Origin of the sequence: Hyphomonas sp. (assembly GCF_965284475.1) — a bacterium.
Lineage (GTDB): Bacteria > Pseudomonadota > Alphaproteobacteria > Caulobacterales > Hyphomonadaceae > Hyphomonas.
Genome location: NZ_OZ260087.1, coordinates 1528617 through 1548078 on the forward strand (window position 1 = coordinate 1528617; position 19462 = coordinate 1548078).

Below are 19462 nucleotides of genomic sequence, written 5' to 3' on the forward strand. Positions count from 1 at the left end.
CACGCCTCCCATGCTCAAGACCCGCATCATCCCCTGCCTCGACGTGAAAGACGGGCGCACCGTGAAGGGCGTCAATTTCGTTGACCTTCGCGATGCCGGAGACCCCGTCGCACTCGCCCGCGCCTATGATGAACAGGGCGCTGACGAGCTCTGCTTTCTCGACATTACCGCCAGCCATGAAGGCCGCGGCACAATGCTCGATATTGTCACCCGCACGGCAGAGGCCTGTTTCATGCCACTCACCGTCGGCGGCGGCGTGCGCAGCGCGGAAGACCTGGTCGCCCTGCTGAAAGCGGGCGCCGACAAGGTGGCCATCAATTCCGCCGCCGTGGCAGACCCCTCCCTGATCAGCCGCTGCGCCGCCAAGGCCGGGCGCCAGTGCGTCGTCGTCGCCATCGATGCGCGCCGCACCGGCGAGACATGGGAAATCTTCACCCATGGCGGGCGCGAACCGACCGGCATCGACGCGGTCGCCTATGCGATTGAGGCCGAACAGCGCGGCGCAGGCGAAATCCTGCTCACCAGCATGGACCGCGACGGCACCAGATCCGGCTATGACCTGGCCCTTCTGAAGGCCATCTCCTGCGCCGTGAACATTCCCGTCATCGCGTCCGGCGGCGCAGGCCATGTCGATCACCTGGCCCCCGCCATTCTCGAAGGCGGCGCCAGCGCTGTCCTCGCCGCGTCCATCTTCCATTTCGGCGAAGCCACCATCGCCGACGCCCGCGCCGCCCTCGACCAAGCGGGCGCTCCGGTGCGCCCGATTTAGGAGCTCTCCCATGACCCGCCCCCCGCTCGGCCCCCTCACCCGCCTCGCCGCCGCCCTCGAACACCTCTCCGGCACGATCGACGCGCGCGCCCTTGAAGGTGATTCCGGCACCAGCTGGACCGCCCGCCTCCTCGCCAAAGGACCGGACGTCGTCGCCGCCAAGATTGCCGAGGAAGGCGCAGAGCTCGCAGAGGCGGTAATCCGCGAAAGCGACGACCATGTCGCCTCAGAAGCTGCCGACGTGATCTATCATCTCATGGTCGGCCTGCGCGCACGCGGCGTCCCGCTCAATGCCGTCGCAGCAAAGCTGGAAGCCCGCCAGGGCGCCAGCGGCCTCGCCGAGAAAGCATCGCGGAAGCCAGACTAACCCTTCTCCCTCCGGGAGAGGAGGGGCCCATCGCAGGGTGATGGGAGGTGAGGGCCCGCTTCGTCACATGCACGAAACGTCCGTGCACCATCCGTGCTTTTTCCGTGCATCTGTTCGTGCGCCGCGTTTCCCCCGGATGCGGCGCGGCTCTACATGTCTTTCACGGGCTTCAAGCGGCGCTTGGTCTGGTGGGCATCGGCCTTGTCGCCCGTCACCTTCTGGCCCTTCATGTAATGGCGCTGCCAGCGTTCCTTCATCGCCTTCTCCTCGCCAGTGGCCAGGCGGGTGTTGAAGTCAGACCGGCTGGCCACCCAGGCGTCATATTCCTTCACCAGCTCGGGATTCGTCTTCATTGCCTTGCGTTCCGGGGTGATCTCTTCCAGCCTTTTATGCTCCATCAGCGTGATGAAGCAGAATGGCTCGCCCTTGCGGAAGATCACTTCGCCGGGCCGCGTCATCGCCCAGTTCATCGTGAACGGGAAGGGCAGCCAGTCGGTCTCAACCAGGCCCGTCAGGGGCGAAATGCCGTCCTTCGGCCAGTTCGGCGCGCCCGTCGCCCACACGCCCCAGCCAGGCGGCGTGCGGAACAGGTGTCCGGTATGGAAGGTGACGATACCGCGCATGAAATGGCTGTCGGCAAAGCTCGGGATGGCTGCCGGGTCACCGGTTGTGAGGAAATTGACATCCTCTTTCTTCGGCCCGCCATTCCACTGGATCTTGATATCCATCGGGCAGAGGATTTCCCAGCCCGTGGAATTGGCCATGGTCAGCGGCAGGCAGCGATAGGGGTGGCGGTCCGGGAAGGCATCCATCCAATCGCGCTGGCTGCGGCCCGGCACGATCTCCGGGGCAACATCATGTATCTTGTAGCATTCGAGGCGCATGGGGATAAAACTCTCCGGAAGGCTTGACGCTCTGGGCAAGTCTTGGCCCAAAGTGCAGGATGACCGCAAGCCCTGAAGACCTGTTCGCCTATCTTGATGATCACGCCATCGCGCACCGCACGCACTGGCACGAGGCGGTCTTCACCGTCGATGAGGGCCTGGACCTGAAGGCGGCCATGCCGGGCGTCCACACCAAGAACCTGTTCCTGAAGGACAAGGACGGCGCTTTCATCCTCATCTCGGCCGAGGCGCACGCGCAAATCGCCCTCAACCAGCTTCATCGCCATATCGGCACCAAACGCCTCTCCTTCGGCTCTCCGGAGGACATGCTGGCGCTGCTGGGCGTCACGCCCGGGTCCGTCACGGCCTTTGCCCTGATGAATGACACGGCCTGCAAGGTGCGCTTCATTGCCGACGCCGCGCTGTTTGCGGCCGATCCGGTCAATTTCCATCCCCTGACGAACACAGCCACAACTGCCATATCGCGGGATGATTTCAGGCGATTTGTGGAGTCCACCGGGCGGGACTGCGAACTGTTTGACTTCGCATCCCAGCAGCAGGTCCCGTGAAAAGGCCGCCCTGTCAGGCGGCCTTCCGGAGTCGGGTTTCGCTGCGCGCTACTTGAAGCTGTAGTTCAGCCGAACTCCGATCGTGCGCGGCGCACCCACGAATGTGTAGAACGAGCGAACATAGACCGGCCCGCCATCATCATCGGACAGGACCTGGTTGAACAGGGGCGTCCCGACCACACCAGTCTCGTAATACTCGTCGAACACATTGTTCACGAACAGCGTCGCCTGCCACGGCCCGGCATCATATTCGGCCGAGGCATTGGCCACGCCATAGCTGTCCAGCGTAACGCCGTCGCCAAGGCCGCCGGTGCGGGTCAGCACGTCGCCCTGCCAGGCATATCCGCCGTTGAAGGTCAGCTCTTTGCCGTTCGCCAGTGCATGAACATACGTACCGAACACCGCAAACTGATCCTCCGGCGACCCCGGCAACCGGTCACCGTCGCGGCCGTCAAGCAGCACACTGCCGAAACCGGGCGGTGAGATCGTGCCGACCAGACCCGGGGCCGGCGCCGTGAGCGATGCTTCGGTGTGGCTGTAGCTGCCGCGAAGCGAAAGGGCGTCACTCACCAGCCAGCTACCGTTGAATTCGACGCCCTTGGACTCGGCGCCATCCGCATTGACCCTGATCGGAAGTGACGCATTGATCGTTGCCGAGGAGAGTTGCGGATCACTCCACTCGACATAGTAAACGGCGCCATTGAGCGTGATCCGGCCACCGTCCAGGGTCGACTTGAAACCAAATTCGTAGTTCGTCGTCGTGTCCGGAAGGTACTGGGTTTCATCGCGGGTAGAGACATCATTCGGTCCCGCCCCGAATTGCTGGCCCGGCAGCAAGGCACAGGCGCCCTGCTGATTGTCCAGTGGATCGAACTCCGGACAGACTCCAATGCCGTTCGAATCGCCGATCCTGTAACCTTCGGAGAGCGTGAAATAGGTCAGCAGGTCGTCCGTCACCTGATAGGATGTGTTGAACTTGAACAAGGTGCCATTGTCCGACTGTGACGTCCGCTCCGTCCCGTTCGGGCTCCCGGCGGCAAAGTCAGCTTTCAGGCTGTCTTCCATCGCGCTGATGCCCACCGGCATGAGATAATCGGGGCCCGAATCAAACAGGGGAAAATCAACGTCACTGAAGGATTCCAGATCATACTTGTAGTAACGACCCCCGACAGTGATGCTCCATTTGTCAGTGATGTCATAGCCGATCTCGCCGAAAATCGCCGATTCCTTCAGCTTCGAATAGAATTGCGAATAATATTCGAGATCATCGGGACGGTCGAAACCGACATAGGCTGCATAGCCCGGCGTGTATTCCTGCGAATAGGATGTAACGTCAGCATCATTGTAGAACGCGCCGACAATCCAGTTGAACCGGCTGTCGGAGGTCGAAACGAGCCGGATTTCCTGATTGAACGTATTCTCCCTTCCCTTCTCGTGGGTGAATGAGGTGAAGCTCGGGAAAGCCTCATAGCTGTATTCCAGCGTAATCAGCAGGTCACTCTGGTCGCGCTGTCCATCATCATCAAACCGCGAAAGGCCGGTTGCCGATGTAAGCTCGGCAAAACCGAGATCCGCAACAACTTCCAGTGCGAGTAGCTGGTTGGTGATCTCGTTCGGTTCTTCGACCCTTTTGGCAAGTTCGTATTTTCCCGCCGGGACAGTCGAGCGCGCGCTTGAACCGCGCCGGCCCTCAATGTCCGACTTCTGAAGATAATAGGTCAGTGTGCCGTCAAGCCAGGAGGTCGGTTCCCAGCGCGCCGCGATACGTCCCGAAATGACTTCTTCACCGTCGGCGTCATTCACCCGGCGAACATTGGCAGCCACATCCGCAGGGTCGCTGAAATCCGGATCGGCATCTGACACACCGATCTCCCGCACGACGAACGGGTAATCGGTGAAGCCTGAATCATTCTCGAAATCGACCGACCCGCGGATCGCGAAACGCGGCGTCAGCGCCTTGTTGAAAGTCAGGCCGGCTTCGTAACTGATATCGTCTGCTTCGGAATATTGTGAAACCTCTGTGCGGATGTCCAGCGAGTCGCCAGCAAAGTCCGGCTTCTTCGGAATGTAACGAATGGCGCCCCCGAGCGTGCCGGCGCCATAGAGAGTTCCCTGTGGCCCAAGCAGGACCTCGACCCGTTCAAGGTCGTTGAGCTTCAGGTCGACATATAGCGGAATCTCGCCGACATATGTTGCAACCGTACCGCCGCCATTATTGTTGCCATCTCCCGAGCTGAGGCCGTCAGCGTTCAGGCCGCGCACGATGATCGGGTTGCCCTGGCGACCACCGCGGTCAACCACGTTGATGCCCGGAACGTAGGCCAGTATGTCCGCCAGTTCGTCAAAGCCCTGTTCCTCGATCTGCTCGCCGCCAACCGCTGCGATGTTCAGGGGAACATCCTGGACGCTCTCGGCACGGCGGGTTGCCGTTACAGTAATCGTCTGCGCGCGCAGTTCCGTTTCGTCGACCGCTTCCTGTGCCTGTGCACCAAGAGCCGCGCCCGCAGCAAGCACCAGAGCGCTGGTCGTCTTCAGAAGTAACATTTTCATTGTTCGATTCCTCATCAGTGTTCCCGCCTCACGATTAAACTAGTCTCAACCGTCTCATCGGGCGCAAGAAGGCGTCACCGCAGGCTTCTCTTTTTGGAAAAGGCGCGCCAAAATGGGCAAAGTCTGAAATTTCTGCCCAAAAACAGGACAACCGCCCTGATCAACACATCGCGTTCACAGTCAGGAAGCGCCCGTCTGGCAGAGGCAGAGCGTCTTCTCGCCGCAAAGGCGTATAAACCCGCACACGCACTTTGCCTGGAGGAACTGAACAGCAATCCGGAATCGGCGCAGGCCTACTATCTGCTTGGTATCCTCACGGCTGACCACGGCAATCATGCAAAGGCGATCGAACTGTTCACGCGCGCCACCCTGCTGGACTCGCATCATGCGCCAGCATTCGCGCAGCGCGCGCGCAGCGAGATCGCACGCTCAAATCGGGAAGAAGCGCTCCATGCAGCAAATGCCGCTGCAGCGCTCTTCCCGACAGACGCACACACCCTGGACACGCTCGGCGTTGTCTACAGCAGGGCTGGCCTGCATGCGCGTGCCACGCCATTTTATGCACGAGCGGCCCGCAAGGCGCCGGACGTCGCCAATTACCATTATAATCACGGCGCAGCGCTGCAATTCCTTGGCGACATGGCCGCGGCACGCGAGGCCTATCGCCGGTGCCTTGAAGCCGACCCGCTGGAAACGCGCGCACTGTCCTCGATTGTCCAGATCACGCGCCAGACGGAGCAGGAAAACATGGTTTCCGAGCTGGAAGCCGCATTCAAGGCAACCCGAACGGATCCGGACGACGCCCTGCGCATCGGACACGCCCTCGCCAAGGCCCATGAGGATCTCGGCCACTCGGCCGACGCGCTGGAATGGCTCCATCGCGCCAAGGCTGGCAAGCGCGCGACCATCCGGCACGATCCGTCCGCCGATGCCGCACTGTTTGACGCCGCGCGCAGCCTGCCTGCCCGGCTGACGAACACGAAAGGGCACACGGGCGCCCAGCCCATCTTCATCGTCGGCATGCCGCGCACCGGCACCACACTTGTAGACCGCATACTGTCCAGCCACAGTGCGGTGACATCCGCCGGCGAGCTGACGGATTTCGGCCTCATCCTGAAACGGATGGCCGCGACAGGATCGAACCATGTGCTGGATCCGGAAACCCTGCTCGCCACTGCCGGGGTGGATCTTGCCGCGCTCGGCAGGACATATATGGACAGCGTATCGCGCACACAGGGCCTGTCCGGGCGATTCATCGACAAGATGCCTCTCAATGCGTTCTACACCCCGATCATCCTGTCCGCCCTGCCGAACGCACGGGTCATCTGCCTGCGACGGCATCCGGCTGATACCGTCCTGAGCAATTACCGGCAGATGTTCGCGACCAGCTTCTCCTATTACAACTACGCCTACAGCCTGGCAGCAACGGCGCACTATTATGTCGGCTTCGACCGCATGATGGCCGACTTTGCCCGCGCACTGCCCGCCGATCGCTATTGCGACGTTCACTATGAGCACGTCGTGGCAGATATCGAGGGTGAGACCCGTCGCCTTCTGGATTTTTGCGGTCTCCCTTTCGAAGCCGCCTGCCTCGATTTCCACGAAAACACGGCGCCCGTCGCAACGGCCAGCGCGGCCCAGGTACGACAGCCACTCTACAGGGGATCCGTGGCCCGCTGGAAACGCTACGCCCCCGGCATGGCGGAGGCACTCGACATTCTTGAAGCTGCAGGCTGTATTTCCGTTGGGGAACGCGCGCTCTGACGGCCCGCGCCTATGGTGCCAGCGGAAATTGCCGTTACGCTTGTCCGGAAATCTGACATTCCGGGGAGGAAAGCATGAAAACACGTCGTCTTGGCAAGAGCGCCATCTATGTATCCGACATCTGCATGGGCACAATGACCTTCGGGTCGCAAACCGACGAGAAGGAAGCCCTGCGCATTCTCGACGCGTGCTATGATGCCGGCATCAATTTCTATGATGCGGCGGAAAACTATCCCGTGCCGCCGGATCCCAAATGGGCCGGGCGCACCGAAGAGATCGTCGGGAAGTGGATGAAAACCAAGGACCGCGACTCCCTGATCATTGCTACCAAAGTGTCCGGCCCGTCGCACGGATGGATCAAGAGTTCACAGCGCGCCGGCATGACGGCGATGGACCGCCACAACATTACCCGCGCCGTGGAAGCGAGCCTCGAGCGCCTCGATACGGACTATATCGACCTCTACCAGACGCACTGGCCCGACCATGGCACCGGCTTTGACGAGACAATGGAAACCCTGGACGAACTGGTTCGCGCCGGCCTCATACGGATTGTGGGCTGCAGCAATGAAAATGCCTGGGGCCTGATGAAAAGCCTCGCAACGGCCGACCGGCTCGGTACGGCGCGCTACCAGACGATCCAGAACAATTTCAGCATGAACAACCGGCGCTTTGAAGACGAGCTTGCCAATATCTGCAAGCGCGAGCACGTCAGCCTGATCCCGTATTCGCCAATCGCCGGCGGCGTTTTGTCCGGCAAGTACAATGGCGGCGCAACGCCCGAAGGCGCACGATTCTCCAGCTATATCAACAAGGGCGGCCGCCACACGCTGATGGCTCAGCGCTTCGTCAACGAAAAGTCGCTCGCCGCCACAGAGCGCTACATGGTGATCGCCGAAGAGTCGGGCATGTCGCCGGTCACGCTTGCGACAGCCTGGTCAAAGCAGCACGATTTCGTCGCATCCACCATTGTCGGCGTCAGCCGGCAGGACCAGCTCGCGCCGATCCTTGCCGCTGCCGACATGACGCTCGGCCAGGACGTGATGGACGCTGTCGATGCCGTGTCGAAGGATATCCTCTACCCGATGGGCTGAGGCATCAAAAAAAACTCCCGGGCGCTTCTGTCGGCGCCCGGGAGCTGTCTTCTTGCCCACCAGGTCGCTATGCTCAGTCGTTGCCCGGCGCACCATTGGCGAGCACCTCGCGCCGGCCGGCATGGTTCGGTGCAGAGATGATTCCCTCTTCCTCAAGCCGGTCGATCAGCCCGGCCGCCTTGTTGTAGCCGACCTTGAGACGGCGCTGCAGGTAGGAGGTCGATGCCCGCTTGTCGCGCACGACGATGGCGATTGACTGGGCAAACAGGTCATCATCGTCATCGCCAGTCGATGTGCCCAGCATTGCGTCCATCACGGCAGATCCTGTCGAGCCGTCTTCCGGCGCTTCCAGTATGTCCATGACATAGTCTGGTTCGCCTTGTTCCTTCAGCCAGTCCACAACTGCGCCAACTTCCTCATCCGACACGAACGGTCCGTGCAGGCGCTGCGATTTCTTACCGGGCGCCTGGTAAAGAAGGTCGCCCATGCCGAGCAATTGCTCCGCACCCTGTTCGTTCAGGATAGTACGCGAGTCGATCTTCGTCGTCACCATGTAGGAAATCCGGGTCGGGAAGTTCGCCTTGATCGTACCAGTAATCACGTCCACGGATGGACGCTGTGTAGCAGTGATCAGGTGAATACCGGCTGCCCGCGCCATCTGCGCAAGCCGCTGGACGCAGCCTTCGATTTCCTTGCCTGCGACCATCATCAGGTCAGCCATCTCGTCGATCACGACGACAATGTTCGGAATATGATCTATCGGCAGGATTTCCGTTTCATGGATCGGCTTGCCGCGATCGTCATACCCAACCTGAACCTTGCGCGCCATTTCCTCGCCTGAAGCGCGGAACTTGGCCGCCTTGTCATTGAAGCCGGCCAGGTTGCGCACCCCTGCCTTCGACATAAGCTCGTAGCGGCCTTCCATTTCGCGCACTGTCCACTGCAGCGCGTTCACGGCCTTTTTCGGATCCGTCACAACCGGGGCCAGCAGATGCGGGATACCCTCATAGATCGACAGTTCCAGCATTTTCGGGTCGATCATGATGAAGCGGCACTGTTCCGGCGTGTGCCGGTACAGCAGTGACAGGATCATCGCATTGACGCCCACCGACTTACCCGATCCTGTAGTGCCCGCGATCAGCAGGTGAGGCATCTTGGCGAGGTCGACGACTGTTGGCACGCCGCCAATATCCTCGCCCAGCGCCATAGGCAGGCTGGCGCGGGTGGCAACATAGGGTTCAGCCTGCAGCAGCGTACGAAGATAAACCGTATCACGATCATCATTCGGCAGTTCGATACCAATCGCGTTCTTGCCAGGCACAACGGCGACGCGCGCCGAGACCGCGCTCATGGAGCGGGCAATATCGTCGGCCAGCGAAATGACGCGCGACGATTTCACGCCTGGCGCTGGCTCCATCTCGAACAGCGTAATGACCGGACCCGGCCGCACTTCCTTGATCCGTCCACGGACACCGAATTCCTTGAGCACTTCAGACAGGCGCGCGGCCTTGGCGATCAGCGCTTCCTCATCCACTGTGTCGCCGCGCTCCTCGGGCATCTGCAAGAGGTCGATTGACGGCAGGCGCGGCGTCTTGTTGCGGCGCTCGTTCTTGGTTACGCGTGGCACAGGCGGTTTCGCGGCAGGCTTCGGCGTCTTGAATCGCAGGGTACGAACCGGCGTTTCTTCAACCTCGTCGAGATCGTCCTCGTCCTCTTCCTCGTAATCCTCCTCATCGTAAATCTCTTCGAGCGCCTCATCGTCCTCATCATAATCGGCCGGCTTTTTCGGCTTCCTCAGGAAACTGCGCGCTTCACCGGACAGCTCGTCATCACCCTTCACCACGCGCGCCCGGTCATTGATTTCACTCGCGCGCCGCTTCGGCATCAGGACACGGCCCACTGATGCCAGCAGGCCAGCCACGCCGCGCGCCTGGCGGGCCGCGCGCAATCCGGATGTTGCCGCAGCTTCCTGCAGCAATTGGGCATCACCGCGCCGGAATCCGAGTGCGCTCAGCGCTGCCCACAGCGCCGCGCTGCCCAGAACGAATCCGGCCCACGTCCCCGGCGATGGCAGGAGCAGCGCGCGGAACGGCATTTCGGCATAGTAAAACAGGGCATCGCCCACGATACCGCCGAGTCCGGCGCTCAACGGCCAGGACTCGGGCACCGGCCACCCGGCAAAGCAGGCCGCCGACAGCGGTACGAAGGATCCGCCGAGTATCCAGCGACGCACGCTCGGCGCCCCGATCAGCACGGCGCGCATGGCGCCGCCAATCATCAGGGCAAGGCCGGCGGTCCAGCTCGACCAGCCAAATCCCTGGCGTGCGAAATCGGAGAAGATGGCGCCGGGGCCGCCAAAAAGGTTTTGCACGGCCGCATCCGTGGCGGCGTTCCAGCTTGGATCGCTCGGCACATAGGAACCGACACTGCCACATACGAACACGCCTGCACCAAAGGCGGCAGCCCCTGTCAGAATCCTCCAGACCGGATCGCTCGCGCTGGGGGCGTCATCGTCAATATAGGCGTAATCAGTCATGTGCCGGGGCAACTCCGCTTCTCGGAATGGGAAGCCCTCACACTCGCCTATCAGGCTTAACACCGCGCAAACGGGTGTGCGTGGATTTGCGCGGCTTGGTTAATGTCTTGCGCTGCGTCGCATGACCTTTTCCTCATGCATCCGCCGCATCAGGCGGAGATGACTTTTGCCCTGAAACCAGCGTCTGAACTGAATTTAATGCACCTCACACGGGAACATCACGCCGCCACGCCTCGTTGCTTGCCCATAACGTAACAATGAAGGAGACGACCATGAAACGCATTCTGATCATTCCCGCCACGGCAGCCCTGTTAACGGGTCTCTCGGCAACCGCGCAGGATTTTAATGAGAATCCTGATACCGTTAACACTCCCGCTCAGGTACTTTACACTGGTGACGAGGCCAATCTCGACGAGATGACGATCGAGCAACTCAACGCCTTGCAGCTGCAACGCCTGCAAACCGCTGGCGATGAAACCGCGGCCTCCGGTGAAAGTACATTCCAGGTCGCTGAAGCCGACACAACAGATGCAGGCGCCGAAATTGAGTCTGATAGCAATGCCGCAACCGAAATGGGCGGCCCTGATTATGCGTCAAAAACTGACGCGATGGCTGATGCTGACATGCCCGGCACAATCGCTGAGGTCGCGATGGACGATGCCCGCTTCTCGACACTTGTCACCCTGCTGAAGCAGGCTGACCTTGCCGACGCGCTGTCCAATGACGGCCCGTTCACGGTTTTCGCCCCGACCAATGAGGCCTTCGCCCGGCTCGACCCCGAGCTGGTTGCGCGCCTGACATCTGATGATGGCAGTGACGACCTTGCGAACCTCCTGAAGCGCCACGTCGTGGAAGGCAATTACAAGGCTGCTGACATCACGCAAGGCGAAACCGAACTCATGACACTCGCCGGAACAAATCTTGCGATTGAACGCGCCGGTGACATGATCACAGCCGACCACGTTGATGTCGTAAGCGGAGATATCAAGGCCTCGAATGGCGTGATCCATGCCATCGACATGGTCATCGTTCCAATGATCGAAACTGAGGCTGATGTTGAGGCGAATACTGACCTGGAAACCGGGATTGACCCGCTTGGCCAGTAATCGATCCAGACATCAGGCATGAAAAAACCCCGGCAGGCGCGAGCCCGCCGGGGTTTCATTCATTCGGAAGCCCCCTCAGCCCCGAGCGAATTCCGGATAGGCTTCAAGGCCGATCTCTGCCTTGTCGAGACCCATTTCTTCGTCTTCAAGGCTGCAGCGCACACCGATGGTGAACTTGAGCAGGAGCCAGACGACAGTGGAGGCTGCGACAACAAACACGCCGGTCAGCGCGACACCGACAAACTGTCCGAGATATGTGGCGCCGCTATTGGTCGCCGCAACGATCATCGTTCCCCAGATACCGCACACGAGGTGAGCCGGGATGGCGCCGACAACATCGTCGATCTTGAACTTGTCGAGAAGCGGCACGGACAGGACCACGAGCACACCGCCCACGCCACCAATCAGTACGGCCTGGCCCATGCTTGGCATCAGGGGCTCCGCAGTGATCGACACGAGGCCGCCAATGGCACCGTTGAAGACCATGGTTGCATCAACCTTGCCTTTGTACATCACCGCTGTGGTGATCATCGCCGCGAGCACGCCGCCAACAGCAGCCATGTTCGTGTTGGCGAAGATGTGCGCCACCGAGTTGATGTCTGCCGCGGTACCTGCAGCCAGTTGCGAGGCGCCGTTGAAGCCGAACCAGCCGAACCAGAGGATGAATGTACCCAGCGCAGCAAGCGGGATGTTCGAACCCGGCATCGGGTTGATCTGCTTGCCGAAATACTTGCCGGCACGTGGACCAATGACGATGGCGCCGACCAGTGCCGCCCAGCCGCCCACAGAGTGGACAAGGGTCGAACCGGCAAAATCTGAGAAACCCCAGACGCTGTCGAGATAACCGGCGCCCCATTCCCAGGATACGACGATCGGATAGATGAAGGCCGTCAGCACCGCCGTAAAGAGCAGGAATGGCAGCAGCTTGACCCGTTCAGCCACGGTGCCCGAAACGATCGAGGCGGCCGTTGCCACAAACACCATCTGGAAGAACCAGTCGGATGACGGCGCATAGCCTGCATCGCTCTGGACACTGAGGTCACCACCGGACCACGGCCCGGGCGTGATGCCGAGCAGGCCGTTCAGAACGGTTTCGGCAGGATAGGCCATATTATATCCGACAACCCAGAACATCAGGCCCGCGATGGAATAAAGTGCAACATTCTTGGTCGACTGCATCGCGGCATTCTTGGAACGGACAAGGCCGGCTTCCAGCATGCAGAAGCCTGCAGCCATCAGCATCACGATAATGCCGCCAATCAGGAACAGGTAGCTATTGTCGACATACGCGCTGGCGCTGCCATTCACGCTCTCTTCCAGTGCGGCAAGCCGCGCGGAGAGGTCATCTTCCTGGGCATAGGCCAGGACCCCCGCTGTCAGCGCGACAGGCAACAAGGCTGCCCCGCGTATCCATCTTCCAATCGTCTGGCCCATCTCTGGCCCCTCCTTCGTCAATGACCATGGAGCTCGGGACCCCCCGCGCTCTCCCATTGCTGATATGATTGAGGCGCCCGGGGAAAGTCGCTTGCGGCGCCGGGGTCAGGGTGGATTCAAGGCCCTCGTGGTCAAACCCTGTGCAGGGTTGCGGCCAATCGCCCAATTCTGCGTCATCGCTGGACGGTTTGGTTACCGCCCACTACCTAGATGTTATGACTGATACGAGTTCCGCTCCCTCCCTGAAGGCTGAGCTGGCCATCATTGGCGCCGGCCCCGTCGGCACGTCGCTCGCCATCCTTGCGGCGCAGGCCGGATTCCAGACCGTGCTGGTCGATGCCCGCGACCCGGCCGCGACCCCTCCCCCGGACACGCGCAATTTCGCCATCGTGCGCGGCAGCTGGCGCCTCCTGGGCGCGGCGGGTGTTCACCCGGCGCTGGAAGGCCACACACAGCCGCTGATGGGCCTTGAGGCCATTGATGGCGGGCGCCACTGGATGGGCGCGCCCTCTGTCCTGTTTGGTACAGACGACCTTGCCGAAGACGCCAGCGGCGAACCGCTTGGCCAGATGGTCCCGGCCGCCGCACTTCAGGCCGCGCTGGATGATGTCGCCACCACCACGCCAAACCTGACATGCCTGCACAATACGCGGTTCACCGGGCTGGCGCCTCATCCCGCGCATGCCCGTCTCACGCTGGATGACGGGCGCACAATCGATGCCGGCCTCGTGGCTGCGTGCGACGGCATGAAGTCAGGCGTGCGTACAGCGCTCGGCATCGCAACCGAAGGACGCGCCTACGGAAAATCGGTCTTCGCCGCCGACGTTAAGCTTTCACGTCCCCACAATGGCCTCGCGCGCCAGTTGTTCACGCCCGAAGGCCCTTTTGCGACCCTTCCCCTGCCCGGAAATCGTGCAAATCTCGCCTGGTACATGAAGACAGGCGCTCCCGAAGCCATGGCCGCGATGCCCGCCGCAGACATTGAAGCAGAGCTGAATGCCCGCTTTGCCGACTTTGCCGGTGAAATGAAACTCGATGGACAGCCGCTCGCCTACGCACTGCACCTTCAGCTGGCGACAGGAATGATCGGCCCGCGCACGGCCCTGCTGGGCGATGCGGCCCACCGGATCAATCCACTGGCGGGTCAGGGGCTCAATCTCGGTTTCAAGGATGTCGGCGCGCTGGTCGATGTAATGACAGAGGCGCGCGACGTGGGCCTTGATCCGGGCGGCGACACGAGCCTGCTCCGCTACCAGCAATGGCGCCGCTTTGACGCCACCACGACGGCCATGTTCATGGATGGTGTCGACCGGGTGTTTTCAAATGACAATGCCGTCCTGAAACCGCTACGCGGGCTTGCCCTCATCGCGGCCGGCAGGATCGGACCCGTCCGGCGCGCCTTGGCCAGTCAGGCCAGTGCCGATCAGGCAAGCCTCCCGAGCCTGATGCGCTAGGCGCCAACCGTCAGGCGTTTCAGCAGGTCCCAGGTATAAAGACCGCTTGAATGTCCGTCCGAGAAGAAAATCCGCACCGCATAGCGTCCCACCGGCTCGGCCCGCTCGACCGTAATATCCGGCGGAACGGGCGCCTGGACCGGTTTCGGTCCGGCGCCATGCCCCTGCACTTCGGCCGACGGACTGTTTTCCCGCAGCCGGACGAAATCGACCGATCCTGACGAACCATCATCGAACGCGGCCACCAGCTCGCGCCGTCCGCGCGCGAATGTCAGCCGCACTGGCCAGGCGGGCGCGCTCATGACTCATCACCTTCCGGCGCGCCCGTGTCCAGGTCGCGCGCCTCATCGGCCAGCATGATAGGAATGCCGCCCCGGATCGGATAGGCGAGCCTTGCCTTCTTCGATACCAGTTCCCCTGCCGCACGATCATAGGTCAGCGTCTGGCGCGTCACCGGACAGATGAGGATTTCAAGAAGGCGCGGATCGACACCGGATCCACGTTCCGGCTTGTCAGTCGCTTCGCTACTCATACAGGGTCCGTCCTATTGCATGGTTCCGCCATCACTGCCCGGAACATCCATTCTGAGCAGAGTGATGAGCGTTTCAGCCCGGTCTTTCAAGGTCGGTGCCTCGATCAGGGCCTGCTTTTCGATTGTCGAGAACGGACATCCGGAACACAGGGCATTGACCAGCGTCTCCAGCGGCGCATCTTCAACCGCCGACCAGTCGGCTTCCATCTTGTTGATCTCGACATAGGCCCTCAGTGCGCCGACCAGATTGTCCCGGCTCGGCAGGGCCGTGTCATTGGCCGCAAACAGGTCGGACTCATAGGGTATCCAGTCCGGTTTGACCTGGCGATACGGTGTGCTGACGTCCAGCTCCCGATGGATCGCAAAGCGGGCAATGCCGGTCAGCGTGATGAGATAGCGCCCGTCATCGGTCTCCGAATAGGTCGTGATCCGCCCGGCGCACCCGACATCGGCAAGGCCCGGACGCGCCTTCGGCCCACCCATGGCCTGCACCATCCCGATCAGGCGAGAGCCCGACATGGCATCGTCAACCATGTTCAGGTAGCGCGGCTCGAAAATGTTCAGCGGTAATTGCCAGCGCGGCAATAAGAGCGCGCCGGGCAGCGGGAACACGGCCAGCGCATTCGGCAGGTCGCTCGTCTTCCGGTAATGTCCCGCGCTCATCGGTCCTGTTCCTGTCTCCGTCATGGATACGAAGGTGGGCCGAATGCCGGTTTAGGCAAACATCAGGGATGCCAGCCGGCGCCGACCCTCAACAGTCGCCGGATCCGTCGGACCGGCGGCTTCGAACACCTGTAGCAGTTTTTCCTTCGCCTTGCCGCCCTCCCAGTCGAGTTTCGCCGCCAGAATGATCAGCAAATGGTCGATGGCATCCTTGTAACGCTGCGCGCCGACATATTTTTCCGCCAGTTCAAACCGCTTCTCATGGTCGTCCGGCGCCGCGCTCACTGCGCTCAGCAATTCATCGAATTCGCCGGGCGCGGGCGCATCAGCCATCAGTTCGATAGCCGTGCGAACACCTTTGACAGCGGAATCGTGCTTTGCCGATTCCGGCAGCATATCGAGCGTGGCACTGGCGCGTTCCTTGTCGCCATTGGCGAGGTAGCACCGCGCAAGCCCTGCAATCGCCGCAACGTTTTCCGGATCTTCCTGGATGATGCTGGCATAGATCTGCGCAGCGGTGCCGATATCGCCGGCCTGGCTGGCCGCTTCAGCCTGGCCCAGCGCTTCGGCAATCACCTGCGCGCTATCCGTGCCGGTCAACAGTTTGTCGACAAAGGCCTTGACCTGTCCCTCCGGCAGCGCGCCCAGGAACGCATCAACCGGACGGCCCTTGTCGAAGGCATACACGGCCGGGATGGAGCGCACGCCGAGCTGACCGGCATAGGCCGGGTTCTCGTCAATATTGATCTTCACCAGCTTGACCGCACCCTTCCTTGCATCGACCACGCGCTCGATGACCGGTCCCAGCTGCTTGCACGGCCCGCACCATGGCGCCCAGAAGTCGACAATCACCGGCTGTGTATTCGAAGCTTCAACCACATCGGCCAGGAAATTCTGGTCGGTGCTGTCCTTGGTATTGAGCGGGGCCGTGTCGGTCATGGGTCATATTCCTTTATATACGGGCGCAAAGATGGGCTTGCAGGCGACGATACGCAAGGCAGGTCCGTAATCGCGCCGGAAGCGCCAGTCTGCAAGCCGCGTTCATCTCCCGTCCGGTTTCCGCCCGCTTGCGTCCCTACCTGAACGCATGCCAACGAAAAGCGGCCGAAATACCTTGATCCGGCCCTGTTTAGGTGAGGTTCAGGCGCTTAAGTTGAAGCTCATGGTCAAAGGAGGCCACCACAATGATGAATCTGCTGACGACCCTTGGCGCGATCACCGCCATCGCCACTGCACCACTCGCCGTGTCCCTTCAGGATGCCGCCCCGGTAGTGCCCCCCGTTACCGCCCCGACCGCCGCTTCGGCGCTGACTGCATCGGAACGGTCGGCCATCCTCAAGAGTGTTTCGCAAGCCATGACGGATGTCAAAACCGCCCGCGGCAAGTTCGAACAGCTTGCCCCTGACTATAGCGTGTCCACCGGCAGCTTCGCCCTGTCGCGTCCCGGCAGGGTGCGGTTCGACTATGACGACCCGACCCCGATCCTGATCGTCAGCAATGGCGCGACCGTTGCCATGCAGGACAGCGAACTGGAAACAACAGACCGCGTGCCCCTCAGCTCGACGCCGCTCTCCCTCCTGCTCGATGACAGCCTTGATTTCGAAAACGAAGCCCAGGTGCTCGACGTTGTCCGAGCCAATGGCCGCATCGGCGTCACGCTCAAGGACAGGTCCGGCGAAATGGACGGCACGCTGACGCTCGTCCTGTCGGACGTCACGAAGGAGCTGCTCGGCTGGCGCACCGAGGATTCCGGCGGCAACATCACCTCGGTCCAGCTTGTTGATGTCGAATACGGCAAGAAGCTCAATCCACGCCTGTTCATCCTCAAGGATTTTGACGACGAATAGGTTGTCCCGGCGCGCACCCTCCGGTGCGCGTCGCCACGCTGTCGAAATTGCGACACGCAAGCATCTAACGCATAATTTACTTGATTATATCTGAGGGCGTGACATCTTTGCAACTGTCGATGAAACGGACACCCCGCGCAGCACTTGACCCCCCGCTGTGAACTCCCGTGACATCGCCGCCGGACCCTCCCTTTACCGGCGAGACGTTGAAACTTGCGTCAGGCGCGCCCGAGCTCCCCCGCGTTCGGGCGCGTTGACGTTTCGGGGATCGGTGATACGCACCTGATCATGGCCAAACCACTCAAGATCGTCAGCTGGAACATCAACTCCGTGCGCCTGCGCGCGCCGAACGTTGCGAGTTTTGTTGCCGCCGAGGCGCCTGATGTCATCTGCCTGCAGGAAACCAAGTGCCAGGATGGCGAATTCCCGGAAAAGCAGTTCCGCGAAATGGGCCTCAAACACCTGATTCTCAACGGGCAGAAAGGCGGCCATCATGGCGTCGCGATCGCCTCGCGCCTGCCGCTTGAGCGCGCTGACGTGCCGGACCTCTGCCGCCACGGTCATGCCCGCGCCATTGCGGCGCGCGTCAACGGTCTGGAAATCCACAATATCTATTTGCCCGCCGGCGGCGACGAGCCGGACCCGGTCAAGAATGACAAATTCGCCCACAAGCTCGATTTCCTCGAAAAGCTGGGCAGGGGCTACAAGACGCTTCCCCGAGCCCCACGCCTCCTCGTCGGCGACCTCAATGTCGCCCCGCACGAAAACGACGTCTGGTCACACAAGCAGCTCCTGAAAATTGTCTCTCACACGCCGGTCGAAACCGGCCTGCTCGAAGACTCGCGCCAGACAGCCGCCTTTGCCGACATTGCCCGCCTCGCGGTGCCGGACGAACAGAAGCTCTATTCCTGGTGGAGCTATCGGGCCAGGGACTGGGCCGCTTCGAACAAGGGCCGCCGCCTCGACCATATCTGGGCCAATCCCGACGCCCTGCCGGACACAAAGGTCGACACCTACCGCGTTCATCTCGCCTGGCGCGGCGGTTGGAAACCCTCCGATCACGCCCCCATCAGCGTCAAGGTGAGCGTGTAGCCGTTACAGTCTCTCCTGTGGGAGAAGGGGGCCTTAAGGCTGCAGCCGGTACCCGCCCGCATCCGTCAGCAAGAGGCGCGCATGCGACGGATCCGGCTCGACCTTCTGGCGCAGGCGGTAGATATGCGTTTCCAGCGTGTGCGTCGTGACGGCGGCATTATAGCCCCACACTTCCGACAGGAGTTCCTCGCGCGCCACCGGCTTGCCGCCGGCACGGTAGAGATATTTCAGGATATTGGTCTCCTTCTCCGTCAGGCGCACCTTGCGGCCCTCGGATGTCACCAGCAACTTCATCGACGGGCGGAAATCATACGGGCCGACCTGGAAGGTCGCGTCTTCCGACTGTTCAAAGCTGCGCAGATGCGCCCGGACCCGTGCCAGCAGGACAGAAAACTTGAATGGCTTGGTGACATAGTCATTCGCCCCGGAATCCAGCCCCAGGATCGTGTCGGCATCCCCGTCCTGCCCGGTCAGCATGATGATCGGCGCACGCACGCCCTTCTGGCGCATCAGCTTGCAGGCTTCGCGGCCATCAAGGTCGGGCATCTCGACATCCAGCAGGATCAGGTCGATCCGCTCGGCCAGTGCCGTTTCAACGCCATCACGAGCATTGGCCGCCTGCAGGGTCTCAAAGCCATCATGCAATTCGAACTGCTCGGCCAGTGCCTCTCGCAGGTCATTATCATCATCAACGAGCAGGATTGTCTTTTTTGCAGACATGTGGGCGCTCCATCCGGTCCAATTTCGCCTTGCACATATCCAAGACGGCGGCAGAAGTCATAAGAATGTGAATGACAGCCGATC

Annotated in this window: 18 protein-coding genes; 9 read left to right on the forward strand and 9 right to left on the reverse strand. The window is 61.4% G+C overall.

All coding sequences use genetic code 11. The features are described 5' to 3' along the window. The first annotated feature begins 10 nt into the window (after window positions 1-10). Both hisF and hisE read left to right on the forward strand, forming a co-directional pair. Entirely contained in the window at window positions 11-769 is a 759-nt protein-coding gene (hisF, locus tag ACQ66M_RS07275; protein ID WP_430402828.1) for an imidazole glycerol phosphate synthase subunit HisF, read from the forward strand. A gap of 10 nt (window positions 770-779) precedes the next feature. Continuing rightward, a complete protein-coding gene (hisE, locus tag ACQ66M_RS07280; protein WP_430402830.1) occupies window positions 780-1136 on the forward strand; it encodes a phosphoribosyl-ATP diphosphatase in 357 nt (118 codons plus the stop codon). Between the two features lie 149 nt (window positions 1137-1285). On the opposite strand, the gene ACQ66M_RS07285 is transcribed toward hisE, so the two are convergent. After that, window positions 1286-2020, reverse strand: a complete 735-nt coding sequence (locus ACQ66M_RS07285) for a DUF6065 family protein (protein WP_430402832.1) — start codon at window positions 2018-2020, stop codon at window positions 1286-1288. Between the two features lie 59 nt (window positions 2021-2079). Here ACQ66M_RS07285 and ACQ66M_RS07290 point away from each other — a divergent pair, with 59 nt between their 5' ends. Then, entirely contained in the window at window positions 2080-2589 is a 510-nt protein-coding gene (locus ACQ66M_RS07290; RefSeq protein ID WP_430402834.1) for a prolyl-tRNA synthetase associated domain-containing protein, read from the forward strand. A gap of 48 nt (window positions 2590-2637) precedes the next feature. On the opposite strand, the gene ACQ66M_RS07295 is transcribed toward ACQ66M_RS07290, so the two are convergent. Further along, window positions 2638-5139, reverse strand: a complete 2502-nt coding sequence (locus ACQ66M_RS07295) for a TonB-dependent receptor (protein ID WP_430402836.1) — start codon at window positions 5137-5139, stop codon at window positions 2638-2640. A gap of 93 nt (window positions 5140-5232) precedes the next feature. Here ACQ66M_RS07295 and ACQ66M_RS07300 point away from each other — a divergent pair, with 93 nt between their 5' ends. Both ACQ66M_RS07300 and ACQ66M_RS07305 read left to right on the forward strand, forming a co-directional pair. Continuing rightward, window positions 5233-6903: a tetratricopeptide repeat-containing sulfotransferase family protein gene (locus ACQ66M_RS07300; RefSeq protein ID WP_430402838.1), complete on the forward strand. Its 1671-nt coding sequence runs from the start codon at window positions 5233-5235 to the stop codon at window positions 6901-6903. A 74-nt stretch (window positions 6904-6977) separates the two neighbouring features. Beyond that, window positions 6978-7994, forward strand: coding sequence for an aldo/keto reductase (locus tag ACQ66M_RS07305; protein ID WP_430402840.1), 1017 nt, complete (start codon window positions 6978-6980; stop codon window positions 7992-7994). A gap of 73 nt (window positions 7995-8067) precedes the next feature. Here ACQ66M_RS07305 and ACQ66M_RS07310 read toward each other — a convergent pair whose 3' ends face one another. After that, window positions 8068-10530, reverse strand: a complete 2463-nt coding sequence (locus ACQ66M_RS07310; RefSeq protein WP_430402842.1) for a DNA translocase FtsK — start codon at window positions 10528-10530, stop codon at window positions 8068-8070. Window positions 10531-10802: 272 nt separating this feature from the next. On the opposite strand from ACQ66M_RS07310, the gene ACQ66M_RS07315 reads away from it, so the two are divergent. Beyond that, window positions 10803-11636, forward strand: coding sequence for a fasciclin domain-containing protein (locus ACQ66M_RS07315; RefSeq protein ID WP_430402844.1), 834 nt, complete (start codon window positions 10803-10805; stop codon window positions 11634-11636). Between the two features lie 75 nt (window positions 11637-11711). On the opposite strand, the gene ACQ66M_RS07320 is transcribed toward ACQ66M_RS07315, so the two are convergent. After that, on the reverse strand, window positions 11712-13070 hold the full coding sequence (locus ACQ66M_RS07320; RefSeq protein WP_350173183.1) for an ammonium transporter: 1359 nt from the start codon (window positions 13068-13070) through the stop codon (window positions 11712-11714). 215 nt (window positions 13071-13285) lie between these two features. Between ACQ66M_RS07320 and ACQ66M_RS07325 the strand changes: the two genes are divergently transcribed. Continuing rightward, window positions 13286-14524, forward strand: coding sequence for an FAD-dependent monooxygenase (locus ACQ66M_RS07325; RefSeq protein ID WP_430402846.1), 1239 nt, complete (start codon window positions 13286-13288; stop codon window positions 14522-14524). Here the strand turns inward: ACQ66M_RS07325 and ACQ66M_RS07330 are convergent. Genes ACQ66M_RS07330 through trxA form a run of 4 tightly spaced genes read right to left on the reverse strand, consistent with a single transcriptional unit; the run spans window position 14521 to window position 16658 of the window. Further along, window positions 14521-14826, reverse strand: a complete 306-nt coding sequence (locus ACQ66M_RS07330; RefSeq protein WP_430402848.1) for a gamma-butyrobetaine hydroxylase-like domain-containing protein — start codon at window positions 14824-14826, stop codon at window positions 14521-14523. The two genes, ACQ66M_RS07325 and ACQ66M_RS07330, sit on opposite strands and share 4 nt — an antisense overlap. After that, a complete protein-coding gene (locus ACQ66M_RS07335; protein WP_350173189.1) occupies window positions 14823-15056 on the reverse strand; it encodes a Trm112 family protein in 234 nt (77 codons plus the stop codon). Before ACQ66M_RS07335 ends, ACQ66M_RS07330 begins: the two co-directional genes overlap by 4 nt. A gap of 12 nt (window positions 15057-15068) precedes the next feature. Then, window positions 15069-15743, reverse strand: coding sequence for an LON peptidase substrate-binding domain-containing protein (locus tag ACQ66M_RS07340; protein ID WP_430402850.1), 675 nt, complete (start codon window positions 15741-15743; stop codon window positions 15069-15071). Between the two features lie 27 nt (window positions 15744-15770). Then, window positions 15771-16658 (reverse strand): thioredoxin, encoded by an 888-nt coding sequence (gene trxA / locus ACQ66M_RS07345; protein ID WP_430402852.1) that lies wholly within the window; start codon window positions 16656-16658, stop codon window positions 15771-15773. A gap of 245 nt (window positions 16659-16903) precedes the next feature. Between trxA and ACQ66M_RS07350 the strand changes: the two genes are divergently transcribed. Then, on the forward strand, window positions 16904-17566 hold the full coding sequence (locus ACQ66M_RS07350; protein WP_430402854.1) for a LolA family protein: 663 nt from the start codon (window positions 16904-16906) through the stop codon (window positions 17564-17566). Between the two features lie 288 nt (window positions 17567-17854). After that, entirely contained in the window at window positions 17855-18658 is an 804-nt protein-coding gene (locus ACQ66M_RS07355) for an exodeoxyribonuclease III (RefSeq protein WP_430402856.1), read from the forward strand. Between the two features lie 33 nt (window positions 18659-18691). On the opposite strand, the gene ACQ66M_RS07360 is transcribed toward ACQ66M_RS07355, so the two are convergent. Further along, window positions 18692-19378, reverse strand: a complete 687-nt coding sequence (locus ACQ66M_RS07360; protein ID WP_350173201.1) for a response regulator transcription factor — start codon at window positions 19376-19378, stop codon at window positions 18692-18694. Window positions 19379-19462: the final 84 nt, after the last annotated feature.